The following is a 19,391-nucleotide window of genomic DNA, read 5'->3' as shown; positions in this document are numbered from 1 at the left end:
CGGCACTTTCAAATCAACAGGGGCGGGATTATCGCAGATAATCCCAAAAAAGAAAAAGGCGCCGAGTAGCGCCTTTGGAAGTGTTCAACCAACTTAGTGTTCGTTAGCTGGGCCACCAATCGGACGTGATGTGACATCCCCCGAAGGAGCTGTACCCGAAGGTGGATTGTCCGAAGGGCCTTTATCATTCCAGCCCTCTGGCGGTCGAGGCTCACGCCCTTCCATGATATCGTCGATCTGCTTAGCATCAATGGTTTCGTATTTCATCAATGCGTCAGCCATCGCATGCAATTTATCCAAATTTTCATTGAGAATTTTTTGCGCTCTATCGTAGTTGCGGTCAATGATGGTTTTGATTTCTCGATCAATCGCACTCGCTGTTTCATCAGACACGTTTTTATGCTGAGTAACCGAACGTCCCAGGAAAACTTCACCCTCATCTTCCGAGAAATTCATAGGTCCCAAAGACGATAAACCGTAATGCGTTACCATATTGCGCGCGATTTCGGTCGCTCGCTGAATATCGTTGGAAGCTCCAGTCGTAACACCTTCCGCTCCATTAATGATTTCTTCGGCAATTCGGCCGCCATAAAGCGAACTCAACATGCTTTCCAACTGCTCTTTACTCTGGCTGTACTTGTCTTCTACCGGTAAGTACATGGTGACCCCTAAAGCACGACCCCGCGGTATAATACTGACTTTGTACACCGGATCGTGTTTCGGAACCAACCGCCCAACAATGGCATGTCCAGCTTCATGATAGGCGGTGTTGCGTTTTTCCTCTTCGCTCATCACCATCGACTTACGCTCAGCTCCCATCATGATCTTGTCTTTGGCTTTATCAAACTCTTCCATCGACACAGTTCGGCGATTAGAGCGAGCAGCAAAGAGAGCGGCTTCATTCACCAGGTTAGCCAAATCAGCGCCCGAAAAGCCTGGCGTACCACGCGCGATAACCGCGGGTTCCACATCATCACCTAAAGGCACTTTACGCATGTGCACCTTCAAAATCTGTTCGCGGCCTCGAATATCTGGTAATCCAACCACTACTTGGCGATCGAAACGACCAGGACGTAATAAAGCCGGGTCCAGAACATCCGGACGGTTGGTCGCGGCTATCACGATGACGCCTTCACCACCTTCAAAGCCGTCCATTTCGACCAACAATTGATTCAACGTTTGTTCACGCTCGTCGTGTCCGCCACCTAAACCCGCACCTCGATGTCGACCGACAGCGTCAATCTCATCAATGAAGATAATACAAGGTGCATGTTTTTTCGCTTGATCGAACATGTCACGCACACGTGATGCGCCCACACCGACAAACATCTCGACAAAATCGGAACCCGAAATAGTAAAGAAGGGGACTTTAGCTTCACCCGCTATCGCTTTTGCAAGCAAGGTCTTACCAGTTCCGGGAGGGCCAACCATCAACACACCACGAGGAATTTTACCGCCCAGCCGCTGAAACTTGCCAGGATCGCGTAAAAAGTCAACGAGCTCTTCTACTTCTTCTTTGGCTTCTTCTACACCGGCGACATCAGCAAAAGTGGTTTTGATTTGGTCTTCGCCCATAAGGCGTGCTTTACTTTTACCAAAAGACATTGCGCCTTTGCCGCCTCCGCCTTGCATTTGACGGAGCATAAAGATCCAGAAACCGATTATCAGCGCTGTGGGTAGAAGGTATAAGATAATGCTCCAGAATGAACCACCATCGTCGCGCTTTTCGCCCGTAACGGTAACATTACTCGCTTCCAGCTTTTCTACCAAACGTTCGTGCGCTCCAGGCGGAATAATTGCCTCTCTTGGACCTTCATTACGCACATTAACTTTAATACTTTCAATACCCATTTTCGCAGACTCAATTTTGCCGCGTTCTAAATCAGCCAATAACTGATTGTAGGTATATTCCTGACTGTAGCTTTGAGTCGGTCCAAAGTTATTGAATACCGTGATCAGCACCACAGCGATCACTGCCCAAAGCAACAGATTTTTTGCCATATCGTTCAAACTAACGACCTCTTGTTACGGGTTATAAAGGCATTATTACTTACTGGCTGGAGCTGTCAAACCATCAATCGTAACACTTTGCTATTGTGTGATAGATTAGGCCAATTGACACTATCCCTTAAAACCTTTTGCCAGAATGTAAACTTCTCGTGATCGCGCACGAGAAGCCTCAGGTTTCCTAATTTTAACGCTGGAAAAGGCGCTACGGACCTCAGCCAAATACTGGTCGAAGCCCTCACCCTGAAAGATTTTAACCAAAAAGACACCGCCTTTGCGTAAAACCTGGCGCGCCAAGTCGAGAGCCAGTTCCACAAGATATATGGCTCTAGGCTGGTCGACAGCACTCATGCCGCTTATATTGGGGGCCATATCGGATAAAACAAGGTCTGCTTTTTGCCCGCCTATCGCATCCAGAAGCTGAGTAAGTACTGACTCTTCTCTAAAGTCGCCCTGGATAAAGGTCACGCCGGCAATCGCGTCCATCGGCAAAATATCGAGTGCAAAAACTTTTCCCTTATCACCGACTTTTTCCACGGCCAGTTCCGACCAGCCGCCAGGGGCTGCCCCCAAATCGACAACGGTAGCCCCTTTTTGAAACAAACGATCTTTTTGATCCAGTTCATCGAGCTTAAATAAAGCACGCGAGCGGCGCCCTTCGAACTGGGCTTTTTTAACGAAGGGATCGTCAAAGTGCTCTCTTAACCAACCTTTACTGCTTTTACTGCGTGCCATAATTGCTCTTACTGAAATAATCCCAACTCAAGATAAACACCGAATGGTTAACAAAACTCCAACTTATCTTATCCTGAGTTAAGAATTAACTGATCACGGTCGCCAAAATGACGATCCAAGAAAGAGGATTATATCATCCGTTGAATAAGGTAGAATAGCGCATGTCTTTTGGAGAAGCACACTTATGAAATTAACAACCTCGCAAATTCGCTATTTACGCTCACAGGCGCACAAGTTAAAACCTGTCGTTATGGTGGGTGCTAATGGCGTAACCGAAAACCTGCTGGACGAACTGGCAGTAGCCTTGAAGGCGCATGAATTGATTAAGGTAAAAGTTCGCGCAGAAGAACGTGACGATCGCGATGCCATGATCGAGATGTTGTGCCAGAAATCCGGAGCCACCAATATTCAACGCGTTGGACATATTGTCACGCTTTATCGGCGTAACCCAGAAGGTCCCAAGTACACCTTACCAAAGTAATCTCTCTTGCGTGACTTCAGGAATAACTGAAACACCACCGTTATTCCTGCATACCACTTCATTATATTTTTACTGCCAAATAATCCCATTGCTGCCCCCAGTTTTCTACCGGAGAGCGTTTAAAGCCACTGCGAACAAACTGCTGGATTTTGCCTTCCGCCATCGCCATGATTGCATTGGCAAGCAATGCCGCATCAAGATGATCACGTCGTTGTTCCAAACGCGAATCACGAATGATCTGTTTCAATTGGGTTTCAATACGATCAAAAAACTGCACCACTCGCTCTCGCAAACGCTCCTGTTCGCCAATCAGCGCGTCGCCCATCAATAACCGACAGATCCCCGGATTTTTACTCGCGAACCCTAACAACAAGCCGGTAATTAATTGGCAGCGTTGCGCCGGCTCTTTATGTTCATTGTTAATCATGGAAATGCGCGAAAAAACACTTTCTTCAACAAACTCCAACAACCCTTCAAACATTTTCGCTTTGCTGGGAAAGTGCCGATATAAAGCCGCTTCAGACACTCCAACCTCTTTTGCCAAGCGCGCCGTTGTGATGCGCGCACCCAGTTCAGTTTCCAACATATGGGCAAGGCATTGTAAAATTTCCTGGCGGCGTGAACCGCTCTTCTTGATTGCTGGCATTTTCTTCTTCCCCCAAACCCGCAATTAAAATGGTATTTGTAATGAACTGTCGATGGCCAGGATTTGATCCCGGAAAATATTTTGAATGCGCTTCATACCGGTTTCATTATCGGCTTCAAAGCGAATCACCAAACAAGGTGTTGTGTTAGATGCACGAACCAAACCCCAACCGTCATCAAAGTCGACGCGTACTCCGTCAGTGGTATTAATACGGCCATTAGGAAAAGTACCGTTTTTCGCTAATTTAGAGACAAACTCGAACTTCCGCGTATCGGAAATGGTCACATTCAGTTCAGGTGTCGCTTCGCTGTTCGGTAATGCGGCAAACACTTCTGCCGAAGAGCGAACATCACCGGCTAACACTTCGAGTAATCGAGCGGCGGTGTACAGCGCATCATCAAAACCGTACCAACGTTCTTTAAAGAAAATATGACCACTGCACTCTCCGGCCAACAACGCTCCGGTTTCTTTCATTTTTGCTTTGACCAGCGAGTGACCCGTTTTCCACATGATGGGTCGACCGCCATGCGAGGCGATCACTTTCGGTAAATGTCGGGTACATTTCACATCGAAAATAATATCGGCACCGGGGTTGCGCGACAGTACATCTATGGCATACAGCATCATTTGTCGATCCGGCCAAATGATACTACCATCGGAAGCAATCACCCCCAGACGATCACCATCGCCATCAAATGCAAGGCCAATATCAGCGCCTTCACTTTTTACCATTTCAATGAGATCTTTCAGGTTTTCCGGCTTGCTCGGATCCGGATGGTGATTCGGAAAATTACCGTCCACGTCACAATAAAGACCGATCACTTCACAGCCCAATCCTTGCAACAATTTTGGCGCGATATTTCCTGCAACGCCATTGCCACAATCCACCGCAACTTTGAGCGGTTGTGCCAATGCCACATCAGCGGTAATTTGCCCCAAATAATCTGGCACCAAATTTCGCGACTCTTCAGAGCCCTGCCCACTGACATACTCACCTTGGGTAATTCTTTTGTAGAGTTTCTGGATCCCTTCTTGCGACAACGTTTCTCCAGCAATAACTACTTTTAACCCATTATAGTTGGCGGGATTATGACTGCCGGTAAGCATCACACCGGTGCGGGTATCCAAATAATTGGTCGCGAAATAAAGCACCGGCGTCGGCACTTCACCGATATCGATGACATCACGACCGCTTTCTTTTAAACCTTCTTTTAAAGCATCGAGTAAAGTTGGCCCAGACAAACGACCATCGCGAGCAACTACCACTTTCTGCTCACCCCGATCAAAAGCTTCACTCCCTATTGCTTTGCCTATTTCACGAACAACATCGGGTGTGAGTTGATTATCGACAATGCCACGAATATCGTATGCTCGAAAAATGCTTTCAGGTACTTTTACCGACGCTTGCTCCGAAATGGTTTCGACTTCCAGGCCGGAGTCGCTGGCAAACGCCGAAGTTAGAGTTTTTCTCAACTCTTCGGTATCAGCCTCCTGTTCTGAAACCGTCGGCTTTGCTGCATCTTCAGCAACAGAACCGACCATGACATCATTTCGAGCAAGGGTAATAATTAAATCACGAAAATAATCGATTTGAAAACGGGAAGATGCGTCACTTAAACGCGAGGTCGCATCTAAAAACAATTTGGCCAACTCGCCGGTATCCACTTTCACTTCGTGTTGGATCACCTGCAACCCATAATAATTAACACCCGCTGACGCACCAAGTATCAACAAAACACCGACAATGAAATATAACAGTTCAGACTGACCCGAAAATTCAGCCCAATTCTCCGGCCAAAACGCTACCTGCCAGTTGGAGCCTTCACTTTTGCCCACGGCAAAGGGAGCCCCTTGCTTGAGCGCAGAATCACCAACCTGCCCCACTATTTGTTCTTGCTGGTAAAAACTTTGCAAGACTTCCACATAGCCTGGCACTGAATGGATCCGGTTTACAGTATCATCAATTAACTTTCTATCGAGGCCCAAAAACACAATTCCAACAACTTGATCACCGCTTTTTATCGGCGCCAGAATAGCAACAAACTGTTGTGGTTGCCCTGGCAGTATCACTTCTGGATGTACGGGCTTATTTTTTGCGACATTTCGAGCCAGATCCAACACCGCATTAGTCACCGGAGGATTCGAATCCACCGACTGGCGTAATACGTCAGGATAAATAATTTTCACGCCAATCGAATACGGCACTTGACTCGAGATACGTTGTTCAAACTCCGAAACTCTTTGCTCATCTCGATCAATCACCGCGGTCACCAATTGGCGATTTTTGGCAAACTCTTCGATGTAATCCTTCGCTGTTTCCAGCTTAACCAGAATCGAGTCAACATAGGAGCGCAATGCTGTATCGATAAAAATTTTATTTTTTTGCGCGCTGGGACCTGCGACTACCAAGTAATACTGGAATATTGCGACAATACCAATGACCAATAATGAAAAAACCAAATAAGGCAACCCTATCTTGAAAATTGATCGGGCACCGGTACGATGAGCCGGTTTTTTGCTCGGAGCTTTTTTCTGCTCGACTTTTGCTTTTCTTTTCACAATGATTCCCTTTCAGGATTGATTATTTTAGAGCGTGTTTATCGGGTGTTAAAAAAGCTTTAACAATTTGCTTAACCAGATTTTCCGCAATTTTATTTTTATCATTTTTTGCCAAAGTGATGCTTTCACCGTTTTTCAAATAAAGAACCAAAGCATTCTCATCTGCGTCGAACCCTATGTCCGATTGGCTAACATTATTGGCGCAAATCATATCGAGTTTTTTACGCTGAAGTTTGTCTCTGGCAAAGTGTTCTACCTTTTGAGTTTCAGCCGCAAAACCGATACACAAAGGTCTATTTTTCAGTGCTGCTACCTGTTGCAAAATATCAGTATTTTTTATCAGTTGCAGCTCCATATGCTCTTTTTGTTTTTTGATTTTCTGCTTGGCTTGTTCAACCGGGCGATAATCCGCAACCGCAGCACAACCGATAAAAACGTCAACATCCTCAATAGACGCCATAACTTGTTCCAACATGTGTTCGGCGGTTTGTACTTTTATGCAATCGACTGAAAGCGGCACGGCAACATTGACTGGCCCACTGATCAGAGTCACTCGCGCACCCATCCGAGCTGCTGCACGAGCAATGGCATACCCCATTTTACCGGAGCTGTTGTTCGACAGAAAACGCACCGGGTCTATCGGTTCTCGAGTTGGACCTGCGGTGATCATCCAATGCTGCCCCACTAATTGTTGCGTGGCCGGAGTTTGTAAGAAATCAATGATATCTTCGACTTCCAACATACGACCTGGGCCGATATCACCACAAGCCTGCTCACCACTACCAGGACCAATGATCTGGACATCGCGTTTTCGCAATATTTCGAGATTAGCTTGAGTCGCAGACGCTTTCCACATTTGTTGGTTCATTGCTGGAGCTAAGGCAATGTGTGCCGATGACGCCAAACATAAAGTCGTAAGCAAATCGTTCGCCATACCCGCAGCTAATCGTGCCATAATATCCGCAGTGGCCGGTGCGATCAGAATGCAATCGGCCCATTTTGCCAACTCGATGTGTCCCATGGCTGCCTCAGCAGCTTCATCGAAAGTATCTCGATGAACAGGATAACCCGACACCGCCTGAAAAGTTAAGGGAGTCACAAATTCCGTCGCTGCGCGAGTCATAACGACGCGAACATCGTATCCGGCATCTTTTAATCGTCGACAAAGTTCAACACTTTTATAAGCGGCAATTCCACCGCTGATCCCCAGCAGAATGTTGTTCATCAATGGACTGTTTCCACACGCTAATTTTTCATCTCAATGCCAACAGCCTGAGCCTTGTTTTATTTATACACAGGATCTCGACACCGTAAGATTGAATTATAGATTATGAATTGGTTAGAAAAGTAATAAGTTAGCGATTAACCACTAACATAATCACTCAATATACCTCAGAAATCAATGATTTCCGACATTCAAATGCGCCGATCTCGCAAGCTACCGCATCTCAAAACGATTATGCTTGCAAGCCACAATATGCATTGACAAAGGATTGAGCAATTGACCATCCGTAATTGGCCTTCGCAGGAGCGTCCCCGAGAAAAACTTCTAGCACAGGGTGCAACTTACCTTTCCGACGCCGAGTTGCTGGCCATATTTTTACGTACTGGCATAAAAGGAAAAAATGCCATTGAACTGTCACGCGAATTGCTGCAGCAAACGGGCGGATTAAGACCACTGTTAAATCTGAGTCAAATCGAATTACGTCGGTTCAAAGGCATTGGTACCGCCAAATATGTGCAATTGCAAGCTGCGATCGAAATGGCCAGGCGCTTTTTTGAGCAACAACTGAAGCGTGGTGACGCACTCACTTCTCCACAGCTGACGCGACAATATTTACGCGCGCAGTTACGCGACTGTCCGAACGAACATTTTGGTTGCCTGTTTCTTGATAATCGACACCGGGTAATCGCTTTTGAAACCCTGTTTTATGGCTCGATCAGTTCGGCAACAGTGCACCCACGTGTGGTAGTACAACGTGCTCTCTATCATAACGCGGCTGCGTTAATTTTGGCACACAATCACCCCTCAGGTGTCAGTGAACCCAGTCAGTCCGACATAGACATCACCCGCACCTTAAAACAAGCGTTGGGTTTGATCGAAGTGCGAGTTCTGGATCACATCATTGTAGGTGACTTTGAAATCACGTCTCTGGCAGAGCAGGCACTGCTATGAGGACGCTCAATAAAAAGAAGCGGTAAAAACTCCTGTTAAAAGCGATGAGTTACTCTTCCACAATAAACTGGAATATTAACGAAAACCCATACTCATCACGCCAGTGAGACAATTCCGACCAACGCACATAAGGATTAAATTCAACAAACATCCACTCGCGCCAAAATTGACGACGATGACTCAATGTGAGCTGCGAGCTGACCCAACGCGGTTGTGGCCGGGTGTAATAGTCGGAACTCCAGCTCAGTCGCCAGGCCGATTGTGTCGTCAATGGATAAATAAACGAAGTAGTCGTGGTAAACTGAGTACCCAGTGTGTCTTTCTGATACTCCTGCCACAACAGTCGAAAACGTTGTTGCAGTAACCGTCTTTCCCTTAGCACCCATTCCGTATCAAAAATGCTCAGGTTTTCCCAACCGTCATCATGATACCAACGAATACGTTGCGAAAACCTTTGTTGCCAATCTTCGTCTAACAACCAATTTTTTCGCCAGCGCCCTCCAAAATAAACGGCAGAACGACTGAAGCGATAACCAATTTTGAAACGTTGACTGAAATTCTTTGGGAACTGTTTAATGTATTGCAGCCCGAGGTTGGGATTTTCGGTCGACTGATCGATGGATTTTGTGATGTTGTTTTCCGCGGTGGGCTCATCGTCTTCATCGTTTCCCTCAAACGTTAACGACAATTGTTGAGATAAGTTTGGCAAACGCACTCGGCCACCAATTCGCGTTTTGTAATCGAACGGTTGCGACTCAAGTTTTTCAAAATACTGACGAACGTCGAGTCGCACATCGACGTCTTCGCGCGGAAAGTCAGGGTCGTCGAAAAAGGAATCCAGCCAACGCGCCGCTGTAGTAACACCGGCAGCGAGCTTTTGTTTGATGTCATCGGCGTCGGATGAATCTTCCGGAAGAGCTTGCTCTTTGGTTCGATCCACTTCAGAGGCGACTAAATTGATACTTAATGCCATGAACAGGGCAATGACAGCCCAATTTCGAAGCATACAGTTTAAAAAGGAGCTACAACAAACCATCAACGGATACTATTCAATTGCTCTAGTGGTGGAAAACTTGACACTTCTTTTTATTTCATCAAAAGAAGTGCTTTATTAAGTTGTCTGTAGTTTAGCGCAGCTACTAAGACTACGCACGAAACACCACACAAAACGTGAACTATTGAACAGTCTCTAAAGTTTACTTAAAAATCACAACTCGTAAACCATTGCAATTTCATCACATTGCGCTTTGCGCGGACAAAACTGGCAATCTTTTAGAATCTTTTTTGGTAAATGCTCAATTTTTGTTATTTCAAACTCGCAAGACTTAAAAAACTCCGGTTGTCGAGTCAGCACAAACGCCGTTTGCAAGTTCAGATCTTTAGCAGCCGCTAACAGTGCGTACACAATACGCTTGCCCAAGCCTTTTCCATGATGCTGCGACTCAACACCTAAAGAGCGAATTTCCACCAATTGCTCATCGTAAATGTGCAGACAACCGCACGCCACAATTTGATTGTCGGCATTTTTAATCAGCTTAAAACTGGGCAATTGGTTAATGATATCTTCACGCGAACGCGGCAGGTTTTCACCTTGCTGGCTCCAATAATTCACGAGTTGATAAATTCCTTCTACATCGTTGAGTGAAGCTTCCACTAATCGATACTCCAACATCGCACGCGCCGATCGCGAATGGCTTCCTACCCCGCCTTTTACCTGACGACGAGCGATCGCTGCTTCATTGTTAAGCCAGTGAAACACATCTTGTTCAATTGCTGGGTTTATATGTTGAAATTGTTGCAACGTTAATTGATGCAAATACCCGTGTTGCTTTTCTGCCAGCAATACCAGCTTTCCGGTTTGTTCGTGCGCGTCGCGAAAAGGGATGCCTTTTTCTACCAGGTAGTCGGCCAGCTCCGTTGCATTGGAAAAGCTGTTTTCCACAGCCGCACGCATTTGTGATTTGTTCACTCTCAGCGAATGTATCACTTGCTGAAGCATACCCAAACAATCGAGCCAGCATTTGATTGATTGAAACAACGCGCTTTTGTCCTGTTGCAGATCTTTGTTGTACCCCAATGGCAAACTTTTTAGCGCCATCATCATCTGCGACAACAGTGCATAACCTTCGGCACTTTTTCCACGGATCAATTCCAGTGCATCCGGATTTTTCTTTTGTGGCATTAATGACGAACCGGATGTGACACTGTCGTCCAGCTCAATAAACGCCGCCTCTTGTGTGTTAAAGAAAATTAAGTCCTCAGCCAAACGTGACAAGTGCAACAAAGAACAACTGCTGGCGTACAATAAATCAATCACAAAGTCACGATCGGAAACCGTATCCATCGCGTTATGCGTTGCCCGCGCAAATCCCAAATGAATCGCTAATTGATCGCGATCAATTTGAAACGCGGTACCGGCAATTGCGGATGCGCCTAACGGACATTCATTCGCCAGTTCCGACAACATCGCCAAACGTTTTACATCGCGTATTATCATTTGCGCTGCCGCGTTCAGCCAAAAACCAAAAGTGATCGGCTGCGCGCGTTGCAAATGGGTGTAGGATGGCATCACTGCGTCGACGTAAACCAACGCTTTATCGTTTAACAGTAATACGGTTTTCTTCAGTTCGCGTTGCAGTTTTTTCACCTGCTTTTTACACCAGAGTTTGACGTCGGTCAGTACTTGATCGTTTCGACTGCGTCCGGTGTGTAATTTTTTACCCAAATCACCCACTTTCGCGATCAACGCCTGCTCCACCCAAGAGTGAATGTCTTCGGCGTCGGATTGTAAAATCTGTTTTGGATCTTGCTGAACCTCTTGCAACACCTGCTGCAATGCCTGTCGCAATTGCACTTGCTCGAAATCGTTCAATACACCGGCTTGATGCAAAGCATCGGTCCAGGCTAGCGAGCCAATAATATCTTGTTCGGCCAATTGATAATCAACGGGCAACGAGTCATTGAACGCTTTAAACAATTCGCTGGCAGCGGTTTGAAAACGTCCGCCCCACATCAGTTGAGTCCTCCCTGTGCCTTTAAAGCGGAGATGCGATTACTTAATGAAAACAATCGAATAAATCCTTCTGCATGCGACTGATCGTAAACTTCGTCATCACTAAAGGTGGCAAAATTTTCAGAATACAAGCTTTTGCTCGATTGTTTCTGGATCACTTGAGCCTGACCTTTGAACAGTTGCACCACCACACTGCCGGAAAGATTTTGGGCCAGGCTATCCGCTGCAGCCAAAATACTCTGGCTCATTTGGGTAAACCATTTGCCGTCGTACACCAGTTTGGCAAAATCGAGCCCCAGTTTTTGCCTGAAATGTAACGCATCGCGATCGTAAACCAATTGCTCGAGCCCACTTAACGCTTTCATCATTACCGTGCCGCCGGGTGTTTCGTAACAGCCACGCGACTTCATACCCACCAAACGATTTTCGACAATATCAATACGACCCACACCGTGTTTTGCTGCGATGGTGTTGAGTGCGTTCAAACACTCCAGTGGTGACATCACCTGCTCGTTAACCGAGACGATTTCACCGTTTTGCACATTAATTAACACTTGTTCTGGCTCATCGGGTGATTGCTCGATTGACGCTGTGAGTGTCCAGACTTTTTCGCTCGGCGCATTCCAGGGTTCTTCCAGTTCACCACCTTCGTGTGAAATGTGCCAGGCATTAGCGTCGCGACTGTAAATTTTTTCTGCACTTGCGCTGCAGGAAATATGACGTTCTGCCAAATATTGCAAACAGTCTTCACGCGACTTTAAATTCCAGATCCGCCAGGGTGCAAGTACGCTGAGTTGCGGAGCAAACGTCGCGTATACGGTTTCAAAGCGCACCTGATCATTGCCTTTTCCGGTACAACCGTGACAAAGCGCATCGGCATTGATCGAAAGCGCATAATCCACCTGGGCTTTAGCAATGAGCGGACGCGCGTAAGAAGTACCCAGCAGGTAGCCGTCCTCATACACAGCTCCGGTTTTTAAGGCAGGATAAATAAAGTCTTTCACAAACTCGGCTTTTAAATCTGCAACAAAACAATCAACCGCACCGGACTGAATGGCTTTTTCTTTAATACCGATGAGTTCTTTTTCACCCTGCCCCACATCGGCAACAAACGCATACACGTCGCAGTGATAATTTTCATTTAACCAGGGAATGATGGTTGAAGTATCCAGTCCGCCCGAATAAGCCAGCACCACTTTTTGAATAGTTGTCGATTTCATGGTTTTGCTCCAAAAATAGAAATCATTAATGCCTGTTGCGCAAACTTTCGATTGGTCGCCTGTGTGTACATTAGAGACGCAGCACTCTCACACACTTCGGACGTCACTTCTTCGCCGCGATGCACCGGCTGACAATGCATAAAATGTTTCGCCTGAGTGCGCTGCATTAGCGACGGAGTAACTTGAAAAGGTTGAAATGCCGAATGCGATGTCGATTGAGATTGCCCCATCGATTGCCAAACATCGGTGTAGATCGCATCACATTGAGAAAGCGCATTTGAATTGTGCGTGATGACAATTTTTCCAGAAGAAAGCTCGTTAACCGTTTGCCAATATTCGAGTTCCAGCTCTTTGGTTGGCGTTACCAGAGTCAGTCTCGCATCAAGTTTTAAAGCCAGATCGCACAACGAACGTGCAACATTATTGATATCGCCGAAATAAGCCAGATGCCATTGCTTAAAATCAGAATTGATTTCATACAAAGTCAAAAAATCGGCCAACGCCTGACAGGGATGATGATGATCGCACAACGCGTTGATCACCGGGATTTGTCCGTGTTTTGCCAACGCTTGCAAAGTCTCGTGTTGATCCACACGTGCAATCACGCCCTGATACCATTGCTGCAAATTGTTAATCAGATCAACGACCGATTCGCGACGGCCAATTTTTTCTTGCTGCATGTCGTAAAAGTGCACTTGCCCACCCAATTGTTCAACGCCTACTGAAAAACTGGCACGCGTTCGCAAGCTGGGTTTTTCAAACAGCATCGCGAAATGCTGGCCGTTTAAACAACCGCGATAATGTTTCGGGTTTTGTTTAATGTCGATGGCCAAATCGAACAACGAAAGCAAGTGTGTTTTTGAAAACTGGTTTGCTGTGAGTACCGATTTGCAGGCAATTTCAACCTTGGCATTCATAGGTTGCCTCCTGTTTGAAATGTGGTGCTGAAGTAATGTGCTGATTGACACTGCTGGCTTGTTGCAAATCACCCATCAATATTTCAGTAACGGGTAAATTTCCGGTTAATCGTTTGATTAGCAATTCGGGTTGTAATCCCGATGTGATCACCACACGTTGTAATGATTGCCAGGACAATTGAGACAGCGCATGAAGTTTGGCCAACATGCCACCGGAAACCGAAAGGTGTTGTTGGCATGAATCGGCTTCACCAATCAATATTTTTTCGATGCATTGCCCTTGCTCGTCGAGAACTCCATTAACATCGGATAGAAACACCAACTCAGAGGCCGAAACACAATCACAAAGTGCCGCAGCGATGTCATCGGCATTCACATTCAAGCATTCTCCCGATTTCGTAATCGCCAGCGAATGAAATACCGGCGTATAGTGTTGCGCTAACAATCGTTTGACTAAAACGGGATCATTGGCGGAAACCCTCCCCACACGACCCAACTGCAAATGTTGTGCATGCAACGTACAATTTAAGGTGTTGCCGCTAGCCGCCGTTAAACCAACCGCATTTAAACCAACGGCTTTACAAGCGGCCATGACTTGCATGTGTGCGTAACCCGCCAAAGCGCCGGTGATCACGGGTAGTTGTTTTTCGCTGGTAACACGTAACCCATCCATTTTTTGCACTGGTAGTTGCCAGGCATTGCACCAGTCATCGCAATAAACACCACCACCATGAACCAATATGGCCTGGTATCCGCTTTGGTTTTGCCAACCAGCGATTTGTTGCAGCACCTGTTGCAGCAATGTCACATCGCTAACGATTTTTCCGGATAACTTAAAAATACTGACACTCATGCCGCAGCCTCCTGTGGTATTTGAGAATGTAGCCCTGTTGCCTGAGGCCAACCCCATGATGCATTCAAGCATTGGATCGCAGCACTGGCAGCGCCTTTCATCAGGTTGTCGATCACCGAGAACAACTGAAGGAATTTGCCCCCGGCAATCACCTTGCTCGCGATGTGGATATTGGGCGTGTGCTGCACATGATGAATTGCCGGTAGGTCTCGACACACACTGACCATCGGATGCTTTTGGTAAAAGGCTTCGAACAATGACGTTATATCTTGCTCGGTTACACCCGATTGCAAAGGTGCCGTGATGGTCGCAGCAATGCCACGTACAAAATTTCCAAGGTGCGGCGTAAACACCACTTCCGTTTGCAACAATTGTTCGATTTCCGGTTGGTGGCGATGTTGACCAGCGCCATAGGCTTGCACACTCACTTCACAAAATGAGTTATACAAACTGGCTTTACGCCCGGCCCCACTGACGCCACTGATGGCATTAATGATTGGTGGACCGGTTAACAACGATTGTTGCAGCAGCGGGTACAAAGGCAACAAAGACGCAGTAGGGTAGCAGCCGGCTACAGCGATCAATGAAGCACCTACTAAGTGAGCGGCGGTAATTTCCGGTAATCCGTAAACCGCCTGCGCCAGATATTTCGGTTGCGGATGTGAAAAGCCATAGAAGTGCTCAAACACCTGAGGATTATTGATTCGATAAGCGCCAGACAGATCAAGCACCTGCTTGCCCGCGTCCAGAAGCTGCGGAACACAATGAGCGCTGAATTCATGCGGTGTTGCCAAAAACACCACGTCGATTTCCGGCCAGAGAGTCGATTGTTGAATATCCGAAAAGCTTTGCAATTGCAGTGTTGCTGCCTGAGAGTCATTGCAAAATTGTGGAAATTCCTGATGAAAGGATCGCCCGATAAACGGACTTTGAACAGAGACAGCGAGCGCCGCCAGCTTTAGTTTTGGATGATTCAGTACCAGTTGCGTCAGTTGCGCACCGACATAACCACTGGCACCCAGGATCAGACAGTTTTTCATGGTAGAAAGCCCCCGCCTTACGGGAGCCTTCTACCCGTAAGATTAATGGATCAGTTGTTCCAGTTCTTGCTTTAATTGCATTGCGTCGTTTTCACTGCGGGTGGCAATAAAGATGGTATCGTCACCGGAAATATTCCCGACCACCAGCGGCAACTTGATGTTGTCCAGCTCGTAGCCAATGGCCTGTGCCCGACCCGGCTGTGTTTTTAGCACCACCAAGCTGGCCGCCACTTCGACCGATACCATCAGTGATTGCAGCACCTTTTTCAGTTCACTCTTGGTCGCCCTTACGGGCGCCGCTTCGTTACCAAGAACATAACCTTCCGGTCCTTTCCAGATCCCAAGTTCATTTAAGTCGCGTGACAATGTGGTTTGGGTTGCCCGCAAGCCACGCTCAGCCAATAACTCGACCAGTCGCTCCTGATTCGGTACTTCATGAGTCGCAATCAGGTCTTTAATGGCGGTTTGTCTTACCTGTTTTTCAGACATAAGTGTCCCGTTGCATTAAAACTAACACACGAAAGAATAATTATGCAATAATTAATGCATATTTATTCCATATTAATTTGCATAAAGGGCATTATACCCATGTTTAAGCCGAAACAATTGCATAACTTGCTGTCGCCACTGGTTGCCAGCAACAGTGTCAGCAGCGATCATCAAACACTCGATCGAAACAATCGACCTTGCTTGGAAATTCTAGCTAACTTATTGGAAGAATTGAATTTTCACTGTCAGTTACTTGCGGTTCCAGAAAGTCGCAATAAATGGAATTTAATTGCCCATCGTTCAGGTAAACGCAATCATAAAGGCGGACTGATGTTTTCCGGACACAGCGATACGGTACCGGCATTATTGGACCAATGGCAACAGGATCCCTGGCAACTCTTACAGTCAGAAAACGCTTTTTCCGGGCTCGGCGCCACCGATATGAAAGGCTTTTTTGCATCCGTTCTTTATACCTTGCAGCGGGCACCAAAACAGACCGACTTACCGATCAGTCTGGTGATCACCGCCGATGAAGAAACCACCATGGCCGGAGCCCGAGCCATAAGAGCAGAGCAGTTAGCCCAACCACGACTCAACATTATCGGCGAACCCACCAATATGAAACCGATTGTCAGCCACAAAGGGTATCTGGCGTTTCGTCTTGAGTTGATGGGCCAAGGTGGACACTCCAGCTATCATTGGCCCGAGAGAAACTGCATTGAGGCCATGCATTCGATAATTGAGCAGTTGCGACTATTGCGTCAGCAACTCCAATTGGAATATCAGTCCGAACAGTTTTCGGTGCCGGTTGCAACGCTGAACCTGGGTACGTTAAACGCCGGTGATGCGGTCAATCGTATTTGCGCCAACGCTTCACTGGAACTGGATATACGGCCGCTGCCGGGGCTCGACGAAATCTATTTAGAACGGCGATTACTTCACAGTATTGAACGAGGGCTGACCGGGTTCGCTGTCGAGTTCCAATTGCACGCGCTTTACGCGCCGATACCCGGGTTTGCCTCCAGCCTACCTGACTCCGAACAACAAATACTGGCTCATTGCTGCGGTCATTCACCTCGCAGCGCCAATTATGTGACCGAGGCGCCATGGTTTGAGCGACAGGCTTGTCCCAGCGTGGTGCTAGGCCCTGGGAGCATTGAGCAGGCCCATAGCGCGAACGAGTTCGTCAGCTTTCAGCAACTGAGTCAAGCTGTCCACACTTACCAACAACTGATCGCAAACTATTGCATTCTATAGCGACGCGTTCCGATCTTTTTATTGCTTAAAAAGTCTTCATCTGGTATAAAGTGCGCCCTCGTTTTCTAACGACTTTCGGCATGCAACGTTTAGCATGCCCAGATTCACCGCCATTTTGATGTTTGTTAACTCCGAATCGGTAGTATAGGCGGCGAAAATAGCGAATTTTAGTAGTTTTGGAGGCAATTATGTCACGAGTATGTCAGGTTACGGGCAAACGCCCAGTCGTGGGAAACAATGTTTCTCATGCAAAAAACAGAACTAAGCGTCGTTTCTTACCCAACTTACACTCTCACCGTTTTTGGGTTGAAAACGAAAAGCGTTTCGTAAAATTACGCGTATCTGCTAAAGGCATGCGTATCATCGATAAGCTTGGTATCGAAACAGTACTTGAGCAAATCCGCACCCGCGGCGAAAAAGTGTAAGGATCTAAATCATGGCTAAAACTGGCGCACGCGAAAAAATTAAACTGGTATCCAGCGCAGGAACCGGTCACTACTACACCACCGACAAGAACAAGCGTAACACTCCACAAAAACTGGAGTTCAAAAAGTACGATCCTGTTGTTCGTCAACACGTGATGTACAAGGAAGCGAAAATTAAGTAATTGATTTTGCCTCCAAGCAAATTAAAAAACCCGGCCAAGGCCGGGTTTTTTATTGACTTATAATACAAACGACCAGTACCTCATGTTCTTGTGCTACATTTTATGAAGTGCCCGAATTTGAGAATTAGAAATGTCAGATGACCCACTGACTGCCTCGGATATTTTACTGGCCCGGCAACCGATATTTGATCGTAACATGAAGCTTTATGGCTACGAACTGCTGTATCGAGCCAATAGCACTGCTGAACAGGCACAATTCTTATGTGGCGATAATGCAACCTCACAACTTTTACTGAATAATTATGCAAGTTTATCACAAGCCACAGAACATCATCGTGTGCCCGCCTTTATCAACATTACCGAAAACTTAATCAAATCGAGCGAAGTGCTACCCTTGGAACCTGATCAAGTGGTATTGGAAATCTTAGAAAACGTTAAGCCCGACGATGCTCTGATAGACGCCATTAAGCGATACAAAAGTCTCGGCTTTAAACTGGCACTCGACGACTACCCTTTTACACCGGAGTTTGAGCGATTGTTAAGCCACGCAGACTTTATCAAGGTTGATATTCTCAGTATTGAATTAGATGGGCTACAAGAAAAACTCGATCACCTGAAAAACTTTGACGCGCAATTGCTTGCAGAAAAAGTCGAAGATAATCCGGCCTATGTACGTTGCATGGAAATGGGATTTCATTTGTTCCAAGGCTATTTTTTTCAACGTCCGCAAATTGTCCGTGGCAAACAGTTGGCGTCCAATAAACATTTAGTGATGCAACTTTTAAGCAGCCTTTACGCAGAAGAGGTTGATTCAAATGAAATTGTAAGCCTGGTGTCTCAGGACGCGCAACTCAGCTATAAGTTGCTTCGAATCATTAATTCTGCAGCCTATGGTTTGCCTCGAAAAATTCATTCTATGAAAGAAGCTGTGGTTATGCTCGGCCTGGCTCAACTAAAACGCTGGATCACTTTGCTCTCTTTTTCCGCATCCGATGACACACCACCAGAGTTATTACGCACGTTACTGATCCGTGGTCGCTGTTGTGAATTGGTTGCAGAGCACAGAGGAGCTGAAAAGCCAGAGCAATATTTTACTGTTGGCTTGTTTTCTGGACTTGATTCTTTATTGAGTGTCGATCTCAATTATTTACTCAATGAGCTTCCCTTAGCGAACGAAACCAAACAGGCTATTTTACAGTACCATGGACCGATGGGCGCCATATTAAAAGCCAATATCGCTTTCGAGCAAGCTAAATGGGATGAACTCAATGGTGATATCGACAAAGCACTGCTTAATCACAGTTACCTTAACGCCATTCAATGGTGTGATGAAATGACCGCCCGTCTCTATTGATTTTTCGAACCGACTTTCGCACAATCGGTGGCACACT

At 46.5% G+C, this 19,391-nt stretch carries 18 protein-coding genes; 6 read left to right on the top strand and 12 right to left on the bottom strand.

Annotated elements, in window-relative coordinates; all coding sequences use genetic code 11:
• Nucleotides 1-93 precede the first annotated feature (93 nt).
• Together ftsH and rlmE are read right to left on the bottom strand one after the other, a co-directional pair.
• A complete protein-coding gene (gene ftsH, locus ACTUJY_RS17790; protein WP_463617503.1) occupies nucleotides 94-2,001 on the bottom strand; it encodes an ATP-dependent zinc metalloprotease FtsH in 1,908 nt (635 codons plus the stop codon).
• Between the two features lie 120 nt (nucleotides 2,002-2,121).
• The gene (gene rlmE / locus ACTUJY_RS17785) at nucleotides 2,122-2,742 is read right to left on the bottom strand and encodes a 23S rRNA (uridine(2552)-2'-O)-methyltransferase RlmE (protein WP_463617475.1); all 621 of its coding nucleotides are present in this window, start codon (nucleotides 2,740-2,742) and stop codon (nucleotides 2,122-2,124) included.
• A gap of 184 nt (nucleotides 2,743-2,926) precedes the next feature.
• Here rlmE and yhbY point away from each other — a divergent pair, with 184 nt between their 5' ends.
• Complete coding sequence (gene yhbY / locus ACTUJY_RS17780; RefSeq protein WP_463617474.1) at nucleotides 2,927-3,223, top strand: ribosome assembly RNA-binding protein YhbY; 297 nt, start codon at nucleotides 2,927-2,929, stop codon at nucleotides 3,221-3,223.
• A gap of 61 nt (nucleotides 3,224-3,284) precedes the next feature.
• Here yhbY and slmA read toward each other — a convergent pair whose 3' ends face one another.
• From slmA to coaBC, 3 genes are read right to left on the bottom strand one after another with little or no spacing between them, the layout of a single operon-like run.
• A complete protein-coding gene (gene slmA / locus ACTUJY_RS17775; RefSeq protein ID WP_463617473.1) occupies nucleotides 3,285-3,869 on the bottom strand; it encodes a nucleoid occlusion factor SlmA in 585 nt (194 codons plus the stop codon).
• A gap of 24 nt (nucleotides 3,870-3,893) precedes the next feature.
• Nucleotides 3,894-6,428, bottom strand: a complete 2,535-nt coding sequence (locus ACTUJY_RS17770; RefSeq protein ID WP_463617472.1) for a phosphomannomutase/phosphoglucomutase — start codon at nucleotides 6,426-6,428, stop codon at nucleotides 3,894-3,896.
• A gap of 22 nt (nucleotides 6,429-6,450) precedes the next feature.
• Nucleotides 6,451-7,653, bottom strand: coding sequence for a bifunctional phosphopantothenoylcysteine decarboxylase/phosphopantothenate--cysteine ligase CoaBC (gene coaBC / locus ACTUJY_RS17765; protein WP_463617471.1), 1,203 nt, complete (start codon nucleotides 7,651-7,653; stop codon nucleotides 6,451-6,453).
• Nucleotides 7,654-7,929: 276 nt separating this feature from the next.
• Here coaBC and radC point away from each other — a divergent pair, with 276 nt between their 5' ends.
• A complete protein-coding gene (gene radC / locus ACTUJY_RS17760) occupies nucleotides 7,930-8,604 on the top strand; it encodes a RadC family protein (RefSeq protein ID WP_463617470.1) in 675 nt (224 codons plus the stop codon).
• A 49-nt stretch (nucleotides 8,605-8,653) separates the two neighbouring features.
• On the opposite strand, the gene ACTUJY_RS17755 is transcribed toward radC, so the two are convergent.
• From ACTUJY_RS17755 to ACTUJY_RS17725, 7 genes are all read right to left on the bottom strand, one after another.
• Complete coding sequence (locus ACTUJY_RS17755; protein WP_463617469.1) at nucleotides 8,654-9,577, bottom strand: hypothetical protein; 924 nt, start codon at nucleotides 9,575-9,577, stop codon at nucleotides 8,654-8,656.
• Nucleotides 9,578-9,811: 234 nt separating this feature from the next.
• A complete protein-coding gene (gene argH, locus ACTUJY_RS17750) occupies nucleotides 9,812-11,617 on the bottom strand; it encodes an argininosuccinate lyase (RefSeq protein WP_463617468.1) in 1,806 nt (601 codons plus the stop codon).
• On the bottom strand, nucleotides 11,617-12,837 hold the full coding sequence (locus tag ACTUJY_RS17745; RefSeq protein ID WP_463617467.1) for an argininosuccinate synthase: 1,221 nt from the start codon (nucleotides 12,835-12,837) through the stop codon (nucleotides 11,617-11,619). The genes argH and ACTUJY_RS17745 overlap by 1 nt, the downstream gene beginning before the upstream one ends.
• Nucleotides 12,834-13,754, bottom strand: coding sequence for a Rossmann-fold NAD(P)-binding domain-containing protein (locus ACTUJY_RS17740; protein WP_463617466.1), 921 nt, complete (start codon nucleotides 13,752-13,754; stop codon nucleotides 12,834-12,836). Before ACTUJY_RS17740 ends, ACTUJY_RS17745 begins: the two co-directional genes overlap by 4 nt.
• Entirely contained in the window at nucleotides 13,738-14,607 is an 870-nt protein-coding gene (gene argB / locus ACTUJY_RS17735; protein WP_463617465.1) for an acetylglutamate kinase, read from the bottom strand. The genes ACTUJY_RS17740 and argB overlap by 17 nt, the downstream gene beginning before the upstream one ends.
• Nucleotides 14,604-15,647: an N-acetyl-gamma-glutamyl-phosphate reductase gene (gene argC / locus ACTUJY_RS17730; RefSeq protein WP_463617464.1), complete on the bottom strand. Its 1,044-nt coding sequence runs from the start codon at nucleotides 15,645-15,647 to the stop codon at nucleotides 14,604-14,606. The genes argB and argC overlap by 4 nt, the downstream gene beginning before the upstream one ends.
• Nucleotides 15,648-15,689: 42 nt before the next feature.
• A complete protein-coding gene (locus ACTUJY_RS17725) occupies nucleotides 15,690-16,136 on the bottom strand; it encodes an arginine repressor (RefSeq protein ID WP_463617463.1) in 447 nt (148 codons plus the stop codon).
• Nucleotides 16,137-16,235: 99 nt separating this feature from the next.
• Here ACTUJY_RS17725 and ACTUJY_RS17720 point away from each other — a divergent pair, with 99 nt between their 5' ends.
• The 4 genes from ACTUJY_RS17720 to ACTUJY_RS17705 all read left to right on the top strand — a co-directional run bounded on the left by ACTUJY_RS17720 (nucleotide 16,236) and on the right by ACTUJY_RS17705 (nucleotide 19,354).
• On the top strand, nucleotides 16,236-17,393 hold the full coding sequence (locus ACTUJY_RS17720; RefSeq protein ID WP_463617462.1) for a M20/M25/M40 family metallo-hydrolase: 1,158 nt from the start codon (nucleotides 16,236-16,238) through the stop codon (nucleotides 17,391-17,393).
• Nucleotides 17,394-17,581: 188 nt separating this feature from the next.
• Nucleotides 17,582-17,818, top strand: coding sequence for a 50S ribosomal protein L28 (gene rpmB, locus ACTUJY_RS17715; protein ID WP_463617461.1), 237 nt, complete (start codon nucleotides 17,582-17,584; stop codon nucleotides 17,816-17,818).
• Between the two features lie 11 nt (nucleotides 17,819-17,829).
• Nucleotides 17,830-18,000 carry a 50S ribosomal protein L33 gene (rpmG, locus tag ACTUJY_RS17710; protein WP_463617460.1) on the top strand — a complete coding sequence of 57 codons (171 nt, stop codon included), beginning with the start codon at nucleotides 17,830-17,832 and terminating at the stop codon, nucleotides 17,998-18,000.
• 130 nt (nucleotides 18,001-18,130) lie between these two features.
• Nucleotides 18,131-19,354: an EAL and HDOD domain-containing protein gene (locus tag ACTUJY_RS17705; RefSeq protein WP_463617459.1), complete on the top strand. Its 1,224-nt coding sequence runs from the start codon at nucleotides 18,131-18,133 to the stop codon at nucleotides 19,352-19,354.
• Nucleotides 19,355-19,391: the final 37 nt, after the last annotated feature.

It is taken from the genome of Pleionea sp. WD8-19, from assembly GCF_055326765.1.
Note: the sequence above shows the minus strand (reverse complement) of the source record. Positions and strands in the feature narration are given on the sequence as shown.

Bases quoted from the DNA above. Each gene is read 5' to 3' on its own strand.
- argB (WP_463617465.1), bottom strand. From the start codon at position 14,607: ATGAGTGTCAGTATTTTTAAGTTATCCGGAAAAATCGTTAGCGATGTG.
- rpmG (WP_463617460.1), top strand. From the start codon at position 17,830: ATGGCTAAAACTGGCGCACGCGAAAAAATTAAACTGGTATCCAGCGCA.
- coaBC (WP_463617471.1), bottom strand. From the start codon at position 7,653: ATGAACAACATTCTGCTGGGGATCAGCGGTGGAATTGCCGCTTATAAA.
- argH (WP_463617468.1), bottom strand. From the start codon at position 11,617: ATGTGGGGCGGACGTTTTCAAACCGCTGCCAGCGAATTGTTTAAAGCG.
- rlmE (WP_463617475.1), bottom strand. From the start codon at position 2,742: ATGGCACGCAGTAAAAGCAGTAAAGGTTGGTTAAGAGAGCACTTTGAC.
- ACTUJY_RS17740 (WP_463617466.1), bottom strand. From the start codon at position 13,754: ATGAATGCCAAGGTTGAAATTGCCTGCAAATCGGTACTCACAGCAAAC.
- rpmB (WP_463617461.1), top strand. From the start codon at position 17,582: ATGTCACGAGTATGTCAGGTTACGGGCAAACGCCCAGTCGTGGGAAAC.
- ACTUJY_RS17725 (WP_463617463.1), bottom strand. From the start codon at position 16,136: ATGTCTGAAAAACAGGTAAGACAAACCGCCATTAAAGACCTGATTGCG.
- ACTUJY_RS17745 (WP_463617467.1), bottom strand. From the start codon at position 12,837: ATGAAATCGACAACTATTCAAAAAGTGGTGCTGGCTTATTCGGGCGGA.
- yhbY (WP_463617474.1), top strand. From the start codon at position 2,927: ATGAAATTAACAACCTCGCAAATTCGCTATTTACGCTCACAGGCGCAC.
- ACTUJY_RS17720 (WP_463617462.1), top strand. From the start codon at position 16,236: ATGTTTAAGCCGAAACAATTGCATAACTTGCTGTCGCCACTGGTTGCC.
- ACTUJY_RS17755 (WP_463617469.1), bottom strand. From the start codon at position 9,577: ATGGCATTAAGTATCAATTTAGTCGCCTCTGAAGTGGATCGAACCAAA.
- slmA (WP_463617473.1), bottom strand. From the start codon at position 3,869: ATGCCAGCAATCAAGAAGAGCGGTTCACGCCGCCAGGAAATTTTACAA.
- argC (WP_463617464.1), bottom strand. From the start codon at position 15,647: ATGAAAAACTGTCTGATCCTGGGTGCCAGTGGTTATGTCGGTGCGCAA.
- ftsH (WP_463617503.1), bottom strand. From the start codon at position 2,001: ATGGCAAAAAATCTGTTGCTTTGGGCAGTGATCGCTGTGGTGCTGATC.
- ACTUJY_RS17705 (WP_463617459.1), top strand. From the start codon at position 18,131: ATGTCAGATGACCCACTGACTGCCTCGGATATTTTACTGGCCCGGCAA.